The organism is Curtobacterium sp. BNK-1 (assembly GCF_048685235.1).
In the GTDB taxonomy this organism is placed as follows: Bacteria; Pseudomonadota; Gammaproteobacteria; order Enterobacterales; family Enterobacteriaceae; genus Pantoea; species Pantoea agglomerans.
Map to the genome: position 1 here is coordinate 3808204 of NZ_JBLQTJ010000001.1, position 16354 is coordinate 3824557.

16 protein-coding genes are annotated in these 16354 nt (G+C 58.1%); 10 read left to right on the top strand and 6 right to left on the bottom strand.

Annotated features, from left to right (window positions below; all coding sequences use genetic code 11):
• Window positions 1–22 precede the first annotated feature (22 nt).
• Entirely contained in the window at window positions 23–1201 is a 1179-nt protein-coding gene (gene xylR, locus ACMGGP_RS18030) for a D-xylose utilization transcriptional activator XylR (protein WP_010672192.1), read from the top strand.
• A 58-nt stretch (window positions 1202–1259) separates the two neighbouring features.
• Here xylR and ACMGGP_RS18035 read toward each other — a convergent pair whose 3' ends face one another.
• The 5 genes from ACMGGP_RS18035 to ACMGGP_RS18055 all read right to left on the bottom strand — a co-directional run bounded on the left by ACMGGP_RS18035 (window position 1260) and on the right by ACMGGP_RS18055 (window position 5529).
• Window positions 1260–2393, bottom strand: coding sequence for an ROK family protein (locus ACMGGP_RS18035; protein ID WP_010672193.1), 1134 nt, complete (start codon window positions 2391–2393; stop codon window positions 1260–1262).
• 305 nt (window positions 2394–2698) lie between these two features.
• Entirely contained in the window at window positions 2699–3442 is a 744-nt protein-coding gene (gene dnaC / locus ACMGGP_RS18040) for a replicative helicase loader DnaC (protein ID WP_498798676.1), read from the bottom strand.
• A complete protein-coding gene (dnaT, locus tag ACMGGP_RS18045) occupies window positions 3439–3975 on the bottom strand; it encodes a primosomal protein DnaT (protein ID WP_010258900.1) in 537 nt (178 codons plus the stop codon). The genes dnaC and dnaT overlap by 4 nt, the downstream gene beginning before the upstream one ends.
• Window positions 3976–4086: 111 nt before the next feature.
• Entirely contained in the window at window positions 4087–4767 is a 681-nt protein-coding gene (locus ACMGGP_RS18050) for a hypothetical protein (RefSeq protein WP_498798677.1), read from the bottom strand.
• 75 nt (window positions 4768–4842) lie between these two features.
• Complete coding sequence (locus tag ACMGGP_RS18055; RefSeq protein WP_010258902.1) at window positions 4843–5529, bottom strand: autotransporter; 687 nt, start codon at window positions 5527–5529, stop codon at window positions 4843–4845.
• Window positions 5530–5682: 153 nt separating this feature from the next.
• Between ACMGGP_RS18055 and ACMGGP_RS18060 the strand changes: the two genes are divergently transcribed.
• From ACMGGP_RS18060 to ACMGGP_RS18100, 9 genes are all read left to right on the top strand, one after another.
• A complete protein-coding gene (locus ACMGGP_RS18060; RefSeq protein ID WP_033785863.1) occupies window positions 5683–6249 on the top strand; it encodes a DNA-3-methyladenine glycosylase I in 567 nt (188 codons plus the stop codon).
• Window positions 6250–6359: 110 nt separating this feature from the next.
• Window positions 6360–7022 (top strand): OmpA family lipoprotein, encoded by a 663-nt coding sequence (locus ACMGGP_RS18065; protein WP_010258904.1) that lies wholly within the window; start codon window positions 6360–6362, stop codon window positions 7020–7022.
• A 135-nt stretch (window positions 7023–7157) separates the two neighbouring features.
• Entirely contained in the window at window positions 7158–8138 is a 981-nt protein-coding gene (locus tag ACMGGP_RS18070) for a LacI family DNA-binding transcriptional regulator (protein WP_498798678.1), read from the top strand.
• Between the two features lie 65 nt (window positions 8139–8203).
• Window positions 8204–9229, top strand: a complete 1026-nt coding sequence (locus tag ACMGGP_RS18075; RefSeq protein WP_010258906.1) for a LacI family DNA-binding transcriptional regulator — start codon at window positions 8204–8206, stop codon at window positions 9227–9229.
• Between the two features lie 139 nt (window positions 9230–9368).
• On the top strand, window positions 9369–10118 hold the full coding sequence (locus tag ACMGGP_RS18080) for a hypothetical protein (protein WP_010258907.1): 750 nt from the start codon (window positions 9369–9371) through the stop codon (window positions 10116–10118).
• A 9-nt stretch (window positions 10119–10127) separates the two neighbouring features.
• Window positions 10128–11093, top strand: a complete 966-nt coding sequence (locus ACMGGP_RS18085) for a sugar kinase (RefSeq protein WP_010258908.1) — start codon at window positions 10128–10130, stop codon at window positions 11091–11093.
• Window positions 11094–11125: 32 nt separating this feature from the next.
• Window positions 11126–12406 carry an MFS transporter gene (locus ACMGGP_RS18090; protein ID WP_022624800.1) on the top strand — a complete coding sequence of 427 codons (1281 nt, stop codon included), beginning with the start codon at window positions 11126–11128 and terminating at the stop codon, window positions 12404–12406.
• Between the two features lie 74 nt (window positions 12407–12480).
• Window positions 12481–13455, top strand: coding sequence for a glyoxylate/hydroxypyruvate reductase GhrB (ghrB, locus tag ACMGGP_RS18095; RefSeq protein ID WP_158148902.1), 975 nt, complete (start codon window positions 12481–12483; stop codon window positions 13453–13455).
• 81 nt (window positions 13456–13536) lie between these two features.
• Window positions 13537–14787, top strand: a complete 1251-nt coding sequence (locus ACMGGP_RS18100; RefSeq protein WP_010258911.1) for a valine--pyruvate transaminase — start codon at window positions 13537–13539, stop codon at window positions 14785–14787.
• On the opposite strand, the gene ACMGGP_RS18105 is transcribed toward ACMGGP_RS18100, so the two are convergent.
• Window positions 14784–16235 (bottom strand): aminotransferase-like domain-containing protein, encoded by a 1452-nt coding sequence (locus tag ACMGGP_RS18105; RefSeq protein ID WP_010671605.1) that lies wholly within the window; start codon window positions 16233–16235, stop codon window positions 14784–14786. The genes ACMGGP_RS18100 and ACMGGP_RS18105 overlap by 4 nt on opposite strands.
• Window positions 16236–16354 lie beyond the last annotated feature (119 nt).

The window sequence follows — 16354 nt, forward strand, 5'->3', positions numbered from 1 at the left end:
GGATTTAAGGGAACGCGCCATCATGCATGAGAAACGCTATCGCATTACCCTGCTGTTTAACGCCAACAAAGTGTATGACCGTCAGGTTGTGGAGGGCGTCGGTGAGTATCTGCAGGCTTCGCAGACTGACTGGGATATCTTCATCGAAGAAGATTTCCGCTGCCGCATCGACAACATCCGGGAGTGGCTGGGCGATGGGGTGATCGCCGATTACGACGATCGCTCTATCGAAACCCTGCTGTCGAATGTCTCCGTGCCGATTGTCGGCGTTGGCGGCTCTTACCACCGGCAGGAGGATTATCCGCCGGTGCACTACATTGCCACTGACAACGCCGCGCTGGTGGAGAAAGCCTTTCTGCATCTGAAAGAGAAGGGCATTAACCGCTTCGCCTTTTATGGTTTACCGGTCTCCAGCGGCAAGCGCTGGGCACAGGAGCGTGAACAGGCGTTTCGCCAGCTGGTGGGACGTGAGCGCTATCAGGGCGTGGTCTATCAGGGCATGGAAACCGCGCCGGAAAACTGGCAGCACGCCCAGAACCGTCTCGCCGACTGGCTGCAGACACTGCCGCCGCAAACCGGCATTATCGCCGTCACGGATTCACGGGCGCGACACCTGCTGCAGGCGTGCGAGCATCTGAAAATACCGGTGCCGGAGAAGCTTACGGTGATCGGGATTGATAATGAGGAGCTGACCCGCTATCTGTCACGCGTGGCGCTCTCGTCCGTGGCGCAGGGCTCACGGCAGATGGGCTATCAGGCGGCCAAACTGCTGCATCGGCTGCTGGATAAGCAGCCCTTACCGCTTCAGCGTATCCTGGTGCCGCCGGTGAAAGTCATCGCCCGGCGCTCTACCGACTTCCGCTCGCTGCGCGATCCGGCGGTGATTCAGGCGATGCACTACATCCGCTTCAACGCCTGTAAGGGGATCAAAGTGGAGCAGGTGCTGGATGCAGTCGGGCTGTCGCGCTCTAATCTGGAAAAACGCTTTCGGGATGAGACCGGCGACACCCTCCATGCGATGATCCACCGTGAAAAACTGGAAAAAGCGCGCGAACTGCTGGCCTCTTCATCGCTCAACATCAACGAGATCTCGCAGATGTGCGGCTATCCTTCGCTGCAATACTTCTATTCGGTCTTCCGCAAAAGCTACGACACCACGCCAAAAGAGTATCGCCAGCATTTTGGGGAGAATGTGTTGTAGCAGGAAGCGTTCAGTCTGAGGTGGATGGATACCGGATGAATGAGGGCGGCTTGAGCCACTAGATCATCCGCTGCTCACTCTGCTCCAGCACCGCCAGCGCCAGCCCGTTGGCCGGATCGATCCGCTGCTCAGGAAAGTGCAGCAGGGTATGTGCGGCGGTAAAGGCCAGCGCGTTGCCGTGTGCGGTAGTGCGCACCGCCTTGCAGAAGACTTCACTGGCGTTCCACGGACAATCAATGATGATGGTGGCGGGATTGAGCAGCAGCATAATCTGACTCAGCGCCGCACCCAGATAGCCACCCGCCTGCGCCATCACCTCATCCACCACCCGTGGCGCGCTGTCGCGGTTCTGCCAGCTCAGGCCAGGCTGACGCTGCGCCAGCTGCTGTTTAACCGCAGGCTGGCTGACCAGCGCTTCCAGGCAACCGCGGCGGCCACAGCTGCAACGCGGGCCGTCGGGCTGGACAACCAGATGTCCCGCCTCGCCCGCCGTCCAGCTGTGCCCGGTAAATACTTCGCCATGCTGTACCAGTGCGCCGCCAATTCCCTCGGAAATACGCAGATAAAAGTGACCGCTCTCCACAGATAATCCACGTAGCTGTACCGCCAGCAGCGCAGCGGCTTTGACATTATTCATAATGCGGATGGGGAGACTGACGTGCTTACTCAGCGCGCCCAGCAGGTCAACATCCTGCCATTCGAGGGGCAATGAAATATGCATCCAGCCGCGCCGGGGATCGACGATACCGGGAAAACCCAGGCCAATGCCGAGCAAATCAGGATAGCTTTTCATCAGTTCCCGGCACAGCATCGCCAGCTCAGCCAGCAGTCGGGTCGGGTTACTGGTATCGGTGCGCAGCGTCTTTTCAGCCAGCACCTGTGAAAAATAGTCGCAGACCCGCCAGTGGATGACGTTGCGTTCCACCATGATGCCTGCGCTCTTGAGCTTTTCCGGCCGCAGGGTAATCCCGATTTTAGGCCGTCCGGCTGACGCGACGCTGACCGGCCCCAGCTCCTCTATCAGGCCCTGCTCCAGCAGGTCATCAATGATTAAGGATACGGTGTTTTTGCTGAGTGTCAGCGTCTCCGCCAGATCCTGACGCGACGTCACGCGCAGCTTACGCAGCTGAGTCATCACCCGTTTCTGGTTATTCAGTCTCAGTAGTGCAGGGCCTTTGCCGTTCGTTTTCATTACGGGTTCACTCAACAGAGGAGTAAGAATTGAGTGTATCAGCCCATACGTATTCCACATCCCACACTTTTGCGGGCGGTTTCACACAACCCGATCGCCTGTAGCTAAGATCGTGACCGCGATCAGATCGTGGGATTAATGCCGGGTTTTCTGCTGCACCAGTGGCCGGACGTCGGGATGATCCTGACTCAGCGCGTCCGGCTGCGCCGGGCATGGGCGGAAGGGCAAAGGCGGTGTAGCGCGTCGTTATAAAGAGGGGCTTCAGGCCCGATAAGCGCAGTGACCCGGCGCTGCCGGGTCACTGTTTAATATTCGTCGCCGCGTACCCGACTGCGATAGCTTTCCCAGTCGAAGCGCACCCACAGGCTGTTGCCGAGGCGCATACGGTCCATGACACGTTCGCCCAGCAGCGTATTCATGCCCGCATGGTCGAGGTTGGATAACATGCCGGTCGGGCGTTTCGAGGAGGATCGGCGATCGACAATCTGGTTAATAATCACTTTTTCGTAGCGCGATTCGCTCTGCATACCGATCTCATCAATCACCAGCAGATCAACACTGCTGAGATCCTGAATCAGCCGCTCTTCGGTAATGCCGCTGCTGCCGCTGAAGGTGCCCTTCATGCTCGACATCAAATCAGCAACCGTCACGATCAGCACGCTTTTACCGCGCAGGATCAGGTCGTTGCCAATCGCGGCGGCCAGATGGTTTTTACCGGTGCCGGGACGGCCTGAAAAGACAAAACTGGCGATGCTGCCATCAAATTCAGCGGCATACTGACGCGCCAGTTCCAGCGCTTTGCGCTGCCCCTCATTCTCTACCCGGTAATTATCAAATGAGCAGTTCATATGCAGCTCGCGAATGCCGGAACGGCCCATTACGCGCTGCATTTTCATTGCGCGATTCTCACGCACAATCGCCTCTGATCGCAGGCGACCCTGCTCCTGATTCCACGCCAGCAGCTCTTCGCCATTGGCAAATTTAGGACGTGTGCCTGCGGGCATCATTTTTTTCAGACGGTTAAAGAGATCGTTTGGCGTTTTCATCATTCACCTCGGAAACCATCGGGAATGGTACGGTCAGGATCGGGCAACTGCGTGATATCACGCTTCGGTTGCCCGCCGTTTGCGGCACGGTTCATCTGAATGCTGCGTGCCAGTTTCTGTTGCCACTGTACATGATGGAACATCCGGCCTTCCGCCTGCCAGTAAGCCACAAAGGCCGCCAGCTCGCTGGGGGTCACTGGTTCGCCCAGCGACACACCCCAGATCGCGGCCTGGCGCGTAAAGTCGGCATCCGGCTGCCAGCCCTGATACATGGCGAACTTACCAGCCGGCGTATGGATCGCGGCGGGAGAATCGTCATACAGGCTGTCATCCAGCGCCACATCATTCGGCTGCCGGGCGGCGGCTTCCAGCGCCAGCAGCTCAGCCAGACGCTTAGGTGTGATGGCGTACATCACCGGCGCATAATTATCTAACACCGCCAGCGTGCCCTTTTCCGCCTGCTGCAGGGCAGTCAGCGGATCCTGTCGGAAGGCATCCAGGCCAATGAGCGTTGAAGTTAAGATTTTAGCTGACATGAAAAGACCTGAGGTTAACGAACACCTTGCGCCGGGAACCCGTCGCCGACGCAGAAGTGTTTATTGTACCTTTTTTAATGATGCGGATCGCTTAAAAAGCAAGAGTGCGGATCAGTGCGAGGTGAGCGGAGAAGTGGCGTGACGGGCAGGTGCAGATTCGGTGGCGTGCACGCTGACGGCCGCGGCGGCCGGACGGGTCTGCCATAGATAGCGAACCGAGGCCAGCCAGCACAGGCCGTAACCCAGCAGTTCGGTACCCTCTTCGGCCATGTTTTTCACCACGCGGTTGTAATCGCCCAGCATCAGGTGCTGCCACAACGCATGAATACCAAACAGTCGTGAGAAGACCAGCACCACTAAAAAGCCGGAGGCCATCACCGGCCAGCTGCGGTGCTGCAGCAGCCTGGCCAGCGCATGCAGGGTTTTTTTCGGCGTTCGCAGCGCGACGGCCAGACAACCGGCCGTCACCGCCAGGGCGAACCAGATCCAGCTGCCATGCTGGATGGCATCAAACACAAAGTCGAGTTCACGGATCAGCATACAGCTATAGAAGCCCGCCACTAAGGTCAGCGCGCCGCGCTGAGCCGGACGGCGCTGGGCCGCAATAAAGAACAGGGCGGCAATCACCGCCAGCATGATTTCCTGGGTGGTTTCAGTAAAAGAAGTTTCGTGCAGCGCATCATTCATCCAGGCCACATCAATATAGATGGGCAATATCATCAGAGCGAGAAAGAGTGCTGCCAGTATGAAGACCGTCATTTCACGGCCAATAATTGTCAAATCGTTGCGCATAGTGTTACCAGTATAATGATTAGCGGACTCATTATATTTTAAACGCCCGATTCCCTTTCTCTTTTCATGCCTCGGTCAGAAGCTGGCGCTGAAGCCAAAGGTATAAAGTTGCTGCTCCTGGTTATTCAGCGCTTCGCTTTGTGAAAACGCGGCGAAAGCCGCCAGATTATCGTTCAGAGGCACTTGTGCACCGATGCTCAGATCGATGCCTTCGGACTGATCGGTGCCGTTCGTCGCCTCACGCCGGGGATTCTGCGGCGTGTCTGCCAGCAGATAGTGATAACTCAGCTGCGCCCAGGGCGATATCCATCCCTGCTGCGAATCGATGCGCCAGCCGACGCTGGCGCTCTGCTCACGACTCTGCTGATCGCTGTAGTCACATTGCAGACAGTTCATCTGCTGCGGATCAACGGCATACTGCGCCACCGGCCCGGTGGTAAATGACGGGGCAATGGGCAGGTCAACCCCAGCCCGATAGCGTTTTCCCAGCGGGGTGGTGCCTACGCTGCCGGTTTCACTGTGGACGGCGATGGGTGACGCGGTGGGAGAGTTGATGGCGGCTTCAAACAGGGCGCGGCTCTCATCGCTGAAGGCGAGTGGCGTCAGGGCGATCTTCTCCGCCAGAATCGTATCGTAGTCGGGCAGAAAGTCGGGATGTTGAGGCGCAGAGATGCCGCCGCGCGCAAAAGTCGGTTGCGTTAAGATTAACAGCCATACAGCACAGCAGATCCGCAGACCTTTCCAACCGCTTCTCGGCAACATCGCTTCTCCAGGCAAGGCTGAAGTTATTATCCGGCGTTTAAATTAAATTTCGGCCCGTCTCTGTTATTTAACCGGTGATCGTTTAACTATCAACCGATTAATTCTAAGATCAAGCGGACCGCTAAAATATTCTCGTTATAAAGGAACAATGCGATGCAACGATGTGGTTGGGTAACGCAGGATCCCCTCTATCTGGCTTATCACGACAGGGAGTGGGGTGTGGCACAGAGAGACAAGCGTGCGCTGTTTGAGATGCTCTGTCTGGAAGGACAGCAGGCGGGGTTATCCTGGATAACCGTGCTGAAAAAGCGGGAAAACTATCGGGCGGCGTTTCACCAGTTTGATCCGCAGGCCATAGCGTTGATGGATGCGGCAGAGATCGACACGCTGATGCTCAACAGCGGCATTATCCGCCACGCCGGTAAAATCGCGGCGATTATCGCCAACGCTCGTGCTTATCTCCAGATGGAAGCGCAAGGCGAGGATTTCAGCCACTTCGTCTGGCAATTTGTCGATAACGCGCAAATCGTCCACCATTATCCTGACTATAGTCAGGCTCCCACCACCTCAGAGCAGGCCATTGCGCTCTCGAAGGCGCTAAAGCAGCGTGGTTTCAAATTCATCGGCCCCACAATCTGCTACTCCTTTATGCAGGCCTGCGGGCTGATAAACGATCATCAGAGCAACTGTTTTTGTCATCCTGACAACCAAAAGGCGTAATTCCCGCTAAATCAGGATTTTTCCTCACTACATTCCCGGCCACCAGGCGGCATAATCGTGCCACTTATGGGAAAGGTTTTCCCCTGTGTGTCGAATGTAAGGGAACAAAAATGCAGAAGAAATTAATCGCCATCACCTTGTTATTAAGCGGCAGTCTGGCCCTGCCAGGTTGTACCACCAATCCTTACACCGGCGAATCTCAGGCGGGTAAGTCAGGTGTGGGCGCAGGCCTGGGTGCGTTAGTGGGTGCCGGTGTCGGTGTACTCTCCTCGTCGAAGAAAGATCGCCGTAAAGGTGCGCTGATTGGTGCTGCAGGCGGAGCCGCACTGGGCGGTGGCGTGGGCTACTACATGGATGTGCAGGAAGCGAAACTGCGCGACAAGATGCGCGGAACGGGCGTCAGCGTGACCCGTAATGGCGATAACATCGTCCTGAATATGCCAAATAATGTCACCTTCGACTCCAGCAGCAGCAATCTGAAACCTGCCGGCGCGAACACCCTGACAGGTGTTTCAATGGTGCTGAAAGAGTATCCGAAAACCGCGGTAAACGTAGTGGGTTATACCGACAGCACCGGCACCCGCGCGCTGAACATGCGTCTGTCACAGCAGCGTGCTGAAAGCGTCGCCAGCGCGTTGATCGTGCAGGGTGTTGCCAGCGATCGCCTGCGCACCCAAGGTGCAGGCCCGGATAACCCGGTTGCCAGCAACAGCACCGAAGCAGGCAAAGCACAAAACCGTCGTGTTGAGATCACGCTCAGCCCGCTGGGATAAACGCGGTCGCCCCCGCACGGGGGCGCCTTTTTTCTGTAAAGCATCGCGTTAAAAGTATCTGTAATGTTTCTGCGAATAGAGCCAGCAGAGGCTTTATGGTAGCCTGATCAAAAATTGATCAATGGACGCCTTCGTATGTCTCTTAAAGCCATCGCTGCGGTTTTAGGTCTTTCCGTAACGACCGTCAGCCGCGCCCTCAACGGTTATCAGGATGTCGCTCAGGAGACGCGTAAACGCATCGAAGAGGAAGCGCAGCGGCGTGGCTACCGGCCTAATGCGGCGGCCCGGCGTCTGAAAACCGGCCGTGCTAACGCGGTGGGGTTCGTCTACCCGATCGGTGCCTCTCCCCTGAATGGCAGCGACTTCAGCGACATGCTGCTGGCGCTGGAGCATCACCTTGCCCGTTATGACATTAACCTGCTGTTGCTGGCGGATAAGCAGCAGAGTCAGGCGACGCTGACACGCCTGCTGCGCAGTGGCGCCGTTGATGCCCTGATCGTCGGCCACACTACGCCAGAAGACAGTCGGCTTCATGCTCTGCTCCAGACCAATTTTCGTTTTCTGGCGCTGGGCCGCAGCGATCTGCCATCGACCTATGCGTGGTTTGATGTTGATCACCTTGCCGGTTCACAGCTGGCGGTGGGCTGGTCGCTGGCGCAGGGACGGCAGCAGATAGCCTGGCTTGGCAGCAATGAAAACAGTACGCGGGTGCGTGACCGGCGTCAGGGTTATCTGACGGCGCTGGGGGAGGTTACGCCTTATGCGATGGCGGCGGTGGCGCCGTCGCGTCGCGCCGGCTATCAGCAAACCCGGGAGTGGCTGGCAGAGGGGCCAGTACCGGAAGTGATCATCACCGACTGCGCTGCGCTGGCTGAAGGCGCGGCTCTGGCGCTGCAACTGGCGGGGCGTGCAGCGGGCGAGGGTGCCATTCTGCTGGCGGGCTGGGAAGGATTGCCGCGAGATGCGATTCTCGATCATCCCATTGTCGCCATTCGCCAGGCGACGCCGCATCAGGCCGGTGAACAGGTGGCTGAAATGGTCATCCGGCTGATTGATGGCGCACCGCCGGAAACGTTACAGACCCTGTGGCAACCCTGGCTGCAATTACCGGCGTAGCGCTTTTTGCGCCGGGCTTTGCTTGTGCTAGTCTCTGCCGGGTTTCTTATTACGCAGGATATCTCATGAAAATCAGGCCGCCTCGCGCCACCATCAGCGATGTTGCTCACGCGGCACGAACCGGTAAAACCAGCGTTTCACGCTATCTCAATGGTGAACTGCATCTGCTCTCTGCCGGTCTGAAAGCGCGGATCGAACAGGCTATTGCTGATCTCAGCTATCGCCCGAGTCAGATGGCGCGCGGCCTGAAGCGCGGACGTACCCGCCTGATCGGGCTGATTATCGCCGATATCACCAATCCCTATTCTGTTGATGTCATGAGCGGTATTGAAGCTGCCTGCCGCGAGCAGGGCTTCACGCTGCTGATGTGTAACACCAATAACGAAGTGGATCTGGAGCAGCACTATCTGCAATTGCTGAGCAGCTATCAGGTTGAGGGCATTGTGGTAAACGCCGTCGGGATGCGCGAAGAGGTGCTGAACCATCTGCAACAATCCCTGCTGCCGATGGTGCTGATTGACCGTAAAATCCCCGATTTTCCCTGCGATGTGGTGGGCCTGAATAACGCCGAGGCAGCTGAAACGGCAACGCGGCATCTGGTCGACAATGGCTATGATGCGCTGCTGTTTCTTAGCGAGCCGCTGGGCAGCGTCAACACGCGCCGTGAGCGCCTGCAGGCCTTCCGCCAGCTACTGGCAGAGCATCCGCAGGTTGAGCATGAGAATACGGAAGTGGCGCTGCATCAGCCCGCCGCGCTGGATCAGGCGCTGCTGGCCTTTCATCAGCGTCACACCGGCAAACGTTGCGCAGTGATGGTCGCCAACGGGGCGCTGACCCTGCAGGTAGCGCGATCGCTACAGCGACTCAATCTGCACTGGGGCCGCGATATCGGCCTGCTCGGTTTTGACGAACTGGAGTGGGCGGCGCTGGCCGGTGTCGGTATCACCACGCTGAAACAGCCCACCTGGCAGATTGGCTACAGTGCGCTGGAACGGCTGATTACGCGCATCGAAGGCAGCGGATTGCCGGTTGCCGAGCAGGTCTTCTCTGGCGAACTTATCGTTCGCGGCTCCAGCCAGCCTCTTAACTGAATTTCAGATTTAACCTTCCGTTTACGTGCTCGCTTCGTGAGCACGATCATAATTTCACAGTTTGCTGCTTTGCTTTGGAACCGGTTCCATTTAGGGTTTTTGTATTCGTTATGGGCAGAACCCTGCCATGGAGTAGAACATGAAACCTGACATCATCGTGGTGACCGCCGCATATGGCCACGCACAGATCGCCGCTCTCGGCGGTCAGCGTGCGCTGCTGCCGATTATCCAGCAGGCGGGCGCAGACGGGGTCGAAATCCGCCGCGAACTGCTTGATGACGCGGCACTGGCCGATCTGCCGGCACTGGCCCGGGCGGTGGCGCAGCATCAGCTGCACAGCAGCTATTCGGTGCCCGATACGCTGTTTTGTGACGGCGGCGAAATCAATCCCCGTATAACCCACTACGTTGAAGAAGCACGCCAGTTAAACGCTCAGCGGCTGAAAGTGGCGCTGGGAGAGTTCACCGGTGCGCTGCCTCGCGAAGCGTTGCAGGCGCTGCTGGCGGATCTGCCGTTTCAGCTGACGGTAGAAAACGACCAGACTGAGCATGGCCGACTGGCTCCGTCAGTCGCCTTTTTCACGGCGGTCAGGGAAGCGGATCTGCCGATCAGCATGACCTTTGATATGGGTAACTGGTGCTGGACCGGTGAGGATGCCGATCAGGCGGCGCAACAGCTGGCTGCGCAGGTGGGCTATGTGCATGTCAAAGCCGCCGTGGCGCACCAGGATAGCTACCGCGCGATTGCGCTGGATGAGGCTGATGACCACTGGCGCACACTGCTGCAACAGTTGCCCGCACAGGCACCGCGCGGTATTGAATTTCCGCTGGAAGGCGACGATCTGACTGCGGTGACACGCCACTACGTGTCGCTGCTGCGTAACGTGTAAGGAGTGAAGATGACCACGCATCACACTATGCATCACAACGGTCCGCTTGATGTTGTCACTATCGGTGAAGCGATGGCGATGTTCATCGCCCGTGAAACCGGCGACCTGGCCGCAGCAGAGACCTTTGTTAAACGCGCGGCGGGCGCTGAACTCAATGTGGCGACCGGCCTGGCTCGTCTTGGCCTGAAAGTGGGCTGGGTCAGTCGTATTGGCGATGACGCTTTTGGCCGGTTTATCTGCCAGCAGCTGGAAAAAGAGGGTATCGACCACGCCCGGGTGACGGTCGATAAGCGCTATCCCACCGGTTTTCAGCTCAAGTCCAAAGTCGATGACGGCTCTGATCCACTGGTGGAATATTTTCGTAAAGGCTCGGCGGCCAGCCATCTGTCGGTCGACGATTTTAACGCGGACTATTTTGGTTCGGCGCGACATCTGCACCTGAGCGGTGTGGCGGCGGCGCTGTCAGAGAGTTCGCTGGAGTTGCTGAAGCACACCGCCAAAGAGATGCGTGCGCGCGGTAAAACTATCTCGTTTGACCCTAACCTGCGGCCGGTACTGTGGCGCAGCGAAGAGGAGATGCGTAAGCAGCTCAATCTGCTGGCGGAGTATGCCGACTGGGTACTGCCGGGCGAAAAAGAGGGGCTGATTCTGACCGGCTATCGTCAGCCAGAAGCGATCGCGGATTTCTATCTCGATAAGGGCGTGAAAGCGGTCGTGATTAAAACCGGTTGTGACGGTGCCTGGTATAAAACGGCGCAGGGCGAGCAGGGCCAGGTTGAGGCGATAAAAGTCGACAACGTGGTGGATACCGTAGGCGCCGGAGACGGCTTTGCCGTTGGCGTCATCAGCGCCCTGCTGGAAGGTCAGTCGCTGCCGCAGGCGATTCGTCGCGGCAACAAAATTGGTTCGATGGCGATTCAGGTCATTGGTGACAGCGAAGGTCTGCCGACGCGTCAGCAACTGGGCGACGTGTAGTTCGCGCCCCTCTACAGTCACAGGAGTTCCCGATGAAAAAGCAGACAATCGCGCCAAAACGCTGGTGGTTCATCATGCCCATCGTGTTTATCACCTACAGCCTGGCGTATCTCGATCGTGCAAATTTTAGCTTCGCCTCTGCTGCCGGGATTAATGACGATCTCGGCATCACCAAAGGCATGTCCTCGCTGCTGGGTGCGCTGTTCTTCCTGGGTTACTTCTTTTTCCAGATCCCGGGTGCAATTTACGCCGAACGCCGCAGCGTCAAGAAACTGATCTTCTGGTGCCTGATCCTGTGGGGCGGCTGTGCCTCACTGACCGGTGTGGTCAGCAACATTCCGATGCTGGCGGCCATTCGCTTTATTCTGGGCGTGGTGGAAGCCGCGGTGATGCCCGCGATGCTGATCTACATCAGCAACTGGTTTACCAGGTCGGAACGTTCACGCGCCAACACCTTCCTGATCCTGGGTAATCCGGTCACGGTGTTGTGGATGTCGGTCGTGTCAGGCTATCTGATCGAATCGTTTGGCTGGCGTGAGATGTTTATCTTCGAAGGGATTCCGGCGGTGGTCTGGGCTATCGCCTGGTGGTTCCTGGTACAGGATAAGCCGGCACAGGCGCGCTGGATGAGCGATGCCGAGAAAGCGGCATTGCAGGCTGAACTACAGAAAGAGCAGGAAAATATTAAAGCGGTGCGCAACTACAGCGAAGCGTTCCGCAACCGCAACGTGATCATTCTCTGCCTGCAATATTTTGCCTGGAGCATCGGCGTCTATGGCTTTGTGCTGTGGCTGCCGTCGATTCTGCGTAACGGCACGCAGATGGGCATGGTAGAAGCGGGCTGGCTCTCCGCGGTGCCTTATCTGGCGGCGACCATTGCGATGGTGGTGGTCTCCTGGGCGTCGGATAAAACCCAGAACCGTAAGCTGTTCGTCTGGCCGCTGCTGCTGGTGGGCGCGCTGGCGTTCCTCGGCTCTTATCTGGTGGGATCGAACAATTTCTGGATGTCCTACACCCTGTTAGTGATTGCCGGTGCCGCGATGTATGCGCCTTACGGGCCGTTCTTCGCCATTATTCCTGAGATGCTGCCACGCAATGTCGCCGGTGGCGCAATGGCGCTGATTAACAGTATGGGTGCGCTGGGGTCGTTTATCGGTTCATGGATTGTCGGCTATCTTAATGGAGCCACCGGCAGCCCGTCCGCGTCCTACATCTTTATGGGATCGGCCCTGCTGGTTTCGGTGTGGCTGACGCTGATTGTGAAACCGGCGCAGAACAAAGCGCCGCCGCTGCAGGGTGCGAAACCCGCCTGAAAGCGTAAACGTTAGCCTCTATTTCTCCGGGCGGCCTGCAAGCCGCCCGCTACTTATTGACCGGGAGCCACCGAATGAAACCCGCTGTAATTCTCTATAAAAAACTGCCCGATGATCTCTATGCTCGCCTGGCTGAACAGTGTGACGTGACGGAAATCAGCGATCTCTCGCCGGAAAGCCAGCAGGAACATGCTGCGGCGTTCCAACAGGCAGAAGGTCTGCTGGGATCGGGCGGTAAAGTGAATGGTGAGCTGCTGGCGAAGATGCCCAATCTGCGCGTCTGCTCCAGCGTCTCTGTAGGCTATGACAATTTTGATGTAGAAGCGCTGAATCAGCGTCACGTGGTGCTGATGCACACGCCCACCGTGCTGACCGAAACCGTGGCGGACACCATGATGGCGCTGGTACTGAGCACCGCGCGTCGGGTGCCGGAACTGGATGCCTGGGTCAAAGCGGGCAACTGGCAGAAGAGCATCGGTCCGGCACAGTTCGGCATCGACGTGCACCATAAAACGCTGGGTATTCTCGGCATGGGACGTATCGGGATGGCGCTGGCGCAGCGCGCCCACTTTGGCTTCGGCATGAAAATCCTCTACAACGCCCGCCGCGAGCATGAAGAGGCGCAGTCGCGCTTTGGCGCACAGCGCTGTGAGCTGGAGGCGCTGCTGAAGCAGAGTGATTTCGTCTGCATCAGTTTGCCGCTGACTGAAGAGACGCACCATCTGATCGGTGCCGCCGAGCTTGAACTGATGAAGCCGGATGCGGTGCTGATCAACGCCGGTCGCGGGCCGGTGGTGGATGAGAATGCGCTGATCGCCGCGTTGCAGGCGGGCAAACTGCATGCCGCCGGGCTGGATGTGTTTGAGCAGGAGCCGGTCTCTGCCGACTCTCCGCTGCTGTCGCTGCCCAATGTGGTGACGCTGCCGCATATCGGTTCTGCCACCCACGAAACCCGCTACGGCATGATGCAGGATGCGGTAGAGAATCTCCTCGCTGCACTCGGTGGAAGCGTCGAGAAAAACTGCGTGAACCCGCAGGCGCTGAAGTAATCCCCTCGCCTTTCCATTGCGCCCGCCCATGGCGGGCGTTATGGTGGACCCCCGATTCGCTATCACAAATATTTAACCGCTATGTCTTTTTCTCAGTTCGGCGACAAATTTACCCAACATTCCGGCATCTCACGTCTGATGGAAGATATGGGCGCGGGCCTGCGAACGCCCGGCACCATCATGCTGGGCGGCGGTAATCCGGCGCAGATCCCGGCCATGAACGACTACTTTCAGCAACTGCTGCAGCAGATGCATGAGGAAGGCAAACTCAGCGAGGCGCTGTGCAATTACGACGGCCCGCGCGGAAAAGCGACGCTGCTGGCGTCGCTGGCCGGGCTGCTGAGCGATCAGCTTGGCTGGCCCATCACCGCACAGAACATTGCGCTGACTAACGGCAGCCAGAGTGCCTTCTTCTATCTGTTTAACCTGTATGCGGGGCGCCGGGCCGATGGCAGCAAAAAGCGGGTGCTGTTCCCGCTGGCGCCTGAGTATCTGGGCTATGCGGATGCCGGCCTGGAAGAGGGGCTGTTTGTGTCGGCGAAGCCGAACATTGAGCTGCTGCCTGAAGGTCAGTTTAAATATCATGTCGATTTTGAGCATCTGCCGATGAATGAAGAGGTCGGGCTGATCTGCGTATCGCGCCCGACCAACCCCACCGGCAACGTGATCACCGATGATGAACTGATGCAGCTCGATGCGCTGGCACAGCAGCATGACGTGCCGCTGCTGATCGACAATGCCTATGGCGTGCCGTTCCCCGGCATCATCTTCAGCGAGGTGCGCCCGCTGTGGAACCCCAACATCATTCTCTGCATGAGTCTGTCGAAGCTCGGCCTGCCGGGTGCGCGTTGCGGCATCATTATCGCTGACGAGAAGACCATCACCGCGCTGAGCAATATGAACGGCATCATCAGTCTGGCGCCCGGCAGTATCGGTCCGGCCATTGCCAATGAGATGATCCGTCGCGGCGATCTGTTGCGGCTCTCCGAAGAGGTGATTAAGCCGTTCTATCAGCAGAAGGTGCAGCAGACCATTGCGATCCTGCGGCGCTATCTGCCGGAAGACCGCTGCCTGATCCACAAGCCGGAAGGGGCGATTTTCCTCTGGCTCTGGTTCCGCGATCTGCCGATCACCACCGAATTGCTTTATCAGCGGCTGAAAGCGCGCGGCGTGCTGATGGTGCCGGGCCACTTCTTCTTCCCGGGACTGGAGCAGGCGTGGCCGCACACCCATCAATGTATGCGGATGAATTACGTGCCGGATGCAGAGAACATTGAGCGGGCGGTGCAGATTCTGGCGGAAGAGGTTGAGAACGCCTGGCGCGACAGCTAATCCTGCGAATCGGTTAACGACAGCTGGCACCACTGTGCCAGCTGCTGAATCGCCTGTTCCACCTCTGCATTCCAGCCAAAACCGGCATTCAGCCGGAAACAGTGATCGTAGCGCTGGTCGGTGGCAAAAATGTGGCCCGGCGCAATGCCGATGCCCGCGTTGCGCGCTTTCAGAAACAGCTCGCGCACGTTCAGCGCCTGTCGGGGCATCTCAACCCACAGCACATAGCCTCCTTCCGGATCGGAAACCCGGGTTCCCGCCGGAAATTCCCGCAGCACCGACTGACGCATTTCACGGATTTGTCGTGCCAGCTCACGCCGCAGCTTACGCAGATGAGCATCATAGCCGCCGCTGCGCAGCAGTTCCGCCACCGCCGCCTGCGACAGCACCGAGGTGCCCATGGTTGAGGTATATTTCAGCGAGGCGATTTTGCGCATGTAGTTGACGCTGTGAACCCAGCCAATACGAATGCCTGGCGCCACGGTTTTAGAGAAGCCGCTGCAGAGAATGGCGTTGGGGCTGAAGGCGCGCATCGGGAAAGGGCGGCGTTCACCGAAGGCAGTATCGCCAAAAATATCATCCTCAATAATCACCACGTCGTTTTCATCCGCCTGCCGCGCAATATAGGCCTTATGCTCGTTGGGAATGCTTTTTCCCAGCGGATTGTTGACGTTGCACAGGGTGAGAAAGACCCGCACCGCCTTGCGCTGAAACAGCCCGGTGAGCTTCGCGACATCGACATACCCTTCCGGCCCGGCTTCCACTTCAATCACTCGTAAATTGAGATTATGCAGCATCTGCAGCAGCACGAAATAGCAGGGTGATTCCACGGCGACCACATCGCCCGGCTGGGTCGTGGCGCGCAGCGACAGCGAGATCGCCTCAATGCAGCCGTTGGTGATCAGAATATCGTCAGCACTGATATTGCAGCCGTAACCCACTGCCCGGCGGGCAATCTCTGTTTTCAGCGGCGCATAGCCGGTGCCCTTCACCGTATTCCCGAGCAGGGCCGGTTTGCTGTAGCCCATCTGACGCATCAGCAGGCCGATGCGCTTGACCGGATAGAGCGCACTGTCGCCGTTGGCCAGATCGAGACGCACCCGGCAGTCTGAGCCAAGCATCGCCAGATGGAGCTCTGTCTGCTCATCAAGCGGCGCGATGGCGCGCGGCTGTTCACTGACGGCGGGCAGCTGACGCGAAGAGGGCCGCTGCGGGGCAACAAAAAAGCCCGATTTGGGGCGGGCAACGGCGTAGCGCTCATCTTCCAGCGTGCGCAGTGTCTTCAGGGCGGTGGTAAGGCTGACATTGTACTGCGTCGCCAGCGTGCGCACCGACGGCAGACGGCTGTCAGGTGCCAGCGAACCGGCATGAATGGCCTGCTTGATCTGTTCTGCGATCTGGCGGTAACGACTGCTCTGACTCTCCTGTTCCCCGATAATATCGGCCATCTGTTCCACCCCATATCGCGCTGATCTGTGCATATTCAACAGAGTACATTCAAAGTACTTTAGGCTGCATCTCTTAATTATTCATAACGCTAAACGGCCCGGCGACCCCGTCAGCCCCG

Excerpts from the sequence above, each read along its gene's own strand:
- ACMGGP_RS18090 (WP_022624800.1), top strand. The coding sequence starts at position 11,126 with ATGAAAAAGCAGACAATCGCGCCAAAACGCTGGTGGTTCATCATGCCC.
- ACMGGP_RS18060 (WP_033785863.1), top strand. The coding sequence starts at position 5,683 with ATGCAACGATGTGGTTGGGTAACGCAGGATCCCCTCTATCTGGCTTAT.
- ghrB (WP_158148902.1), top strand. The coding sequence starts at position 12,481 with ATGAAACCCGCTGTAATTCTCTATAAAAAACTGCCCGATGATCTCTAT.
- ACMGGP_RS18065 (WP_010258904.1), top strand. The coding sequence starts at position 6,360 with ATGCAGAAGAAATTAATCGCCATCACCTTGTTATTAAGCGGCAGTCTG.
- ACMGGP_RS18035 (WP_010672193.1), bottom strand. The coding sequence starts at position 2,393 with ATGAAAACGAACGGCAAAGGCCCTGCACTACTGAGACTGAATAACCAG.
- ACMGGP_RS18075 (WP_010258906.1), top strand. The coding sequence starts at position 8,204 with ATGAAAATCAGGCCGCCTCGCGCCACCATCAGCGATGTTGCTCACGCG.
- dnaC (WP_498798676.1), bottom strand. The coding sequence starts at position 3,442 with ATGATGAAAACGCCAAACGATCTCTTTAACCGTCTGAAAAAAATGATG.
- ACMGGP_RS18085 (WP_010258908.1), top strand. The coding sequence starts at position 10,128 with ATGACCACGCATCACACTATGCATCACAACGGTCCGCTTGATGTTGTC.
- ACMGGP_RS18070 (WP_498798678.1), top strand. The coding sequence starts at position 7,158 with ATGTCTCTTAAAGCCATCGCTGCGGTTTTAGGTCTTTCCGTAACGACC.
- ACMGGP_RS18105 (WP_010671605.1), bottom strand. The coding sequence starts at position 16,235 with ATGGCCGATATTATCGGGGAACAGGAGAGTCAGAGCAGTCGTTACCGC.
- ACMGGP_RS18080 (WP_010258907.1), top strand. The coding sequence starts at position 9,369 with ATGAAACCTGACATCATCGTGGTGACCGCCGCATATGGCCACGCACAG.
- ACMGGP_RS18055 (WP_010258902.1), bottom strand. The coding sequence starts at position 5,529 with ATGTTGCCGAGAAGCGGTTGGAAAGGTCTGCGGATCTGCTGTGCTGTA.
- xylR (WP_010672192.1), top strand. The coding sequence starts at position 23 with ATGCATGAGAAACGCTATCGCATTACCCTGCTGTTTAACGCCAACAAA.
- dnaT (WP_010258900.1), bottom strand. The coding sequence starts at position 3,975 with ATGTCAGCTAAAATCTTAACTTCAACGCTCATTGGCCTGGATGCCTTC.
- ACMGGP_RS18050 (WP_498798677.1), bottom strand. The coding sequence starts at position 4,767 with ATGCGCAACGATTTGACAATTATTGGCCGTGAAATGACGGTCTTCATA.
- ACMGGP_RS18100 (WP_010258911.1), top strand. The coding sequence starts at position 13,537 with ATGTCTTTTTCTCAGTTCGGCGACAAATTTACCCAACATTCCGGCATC.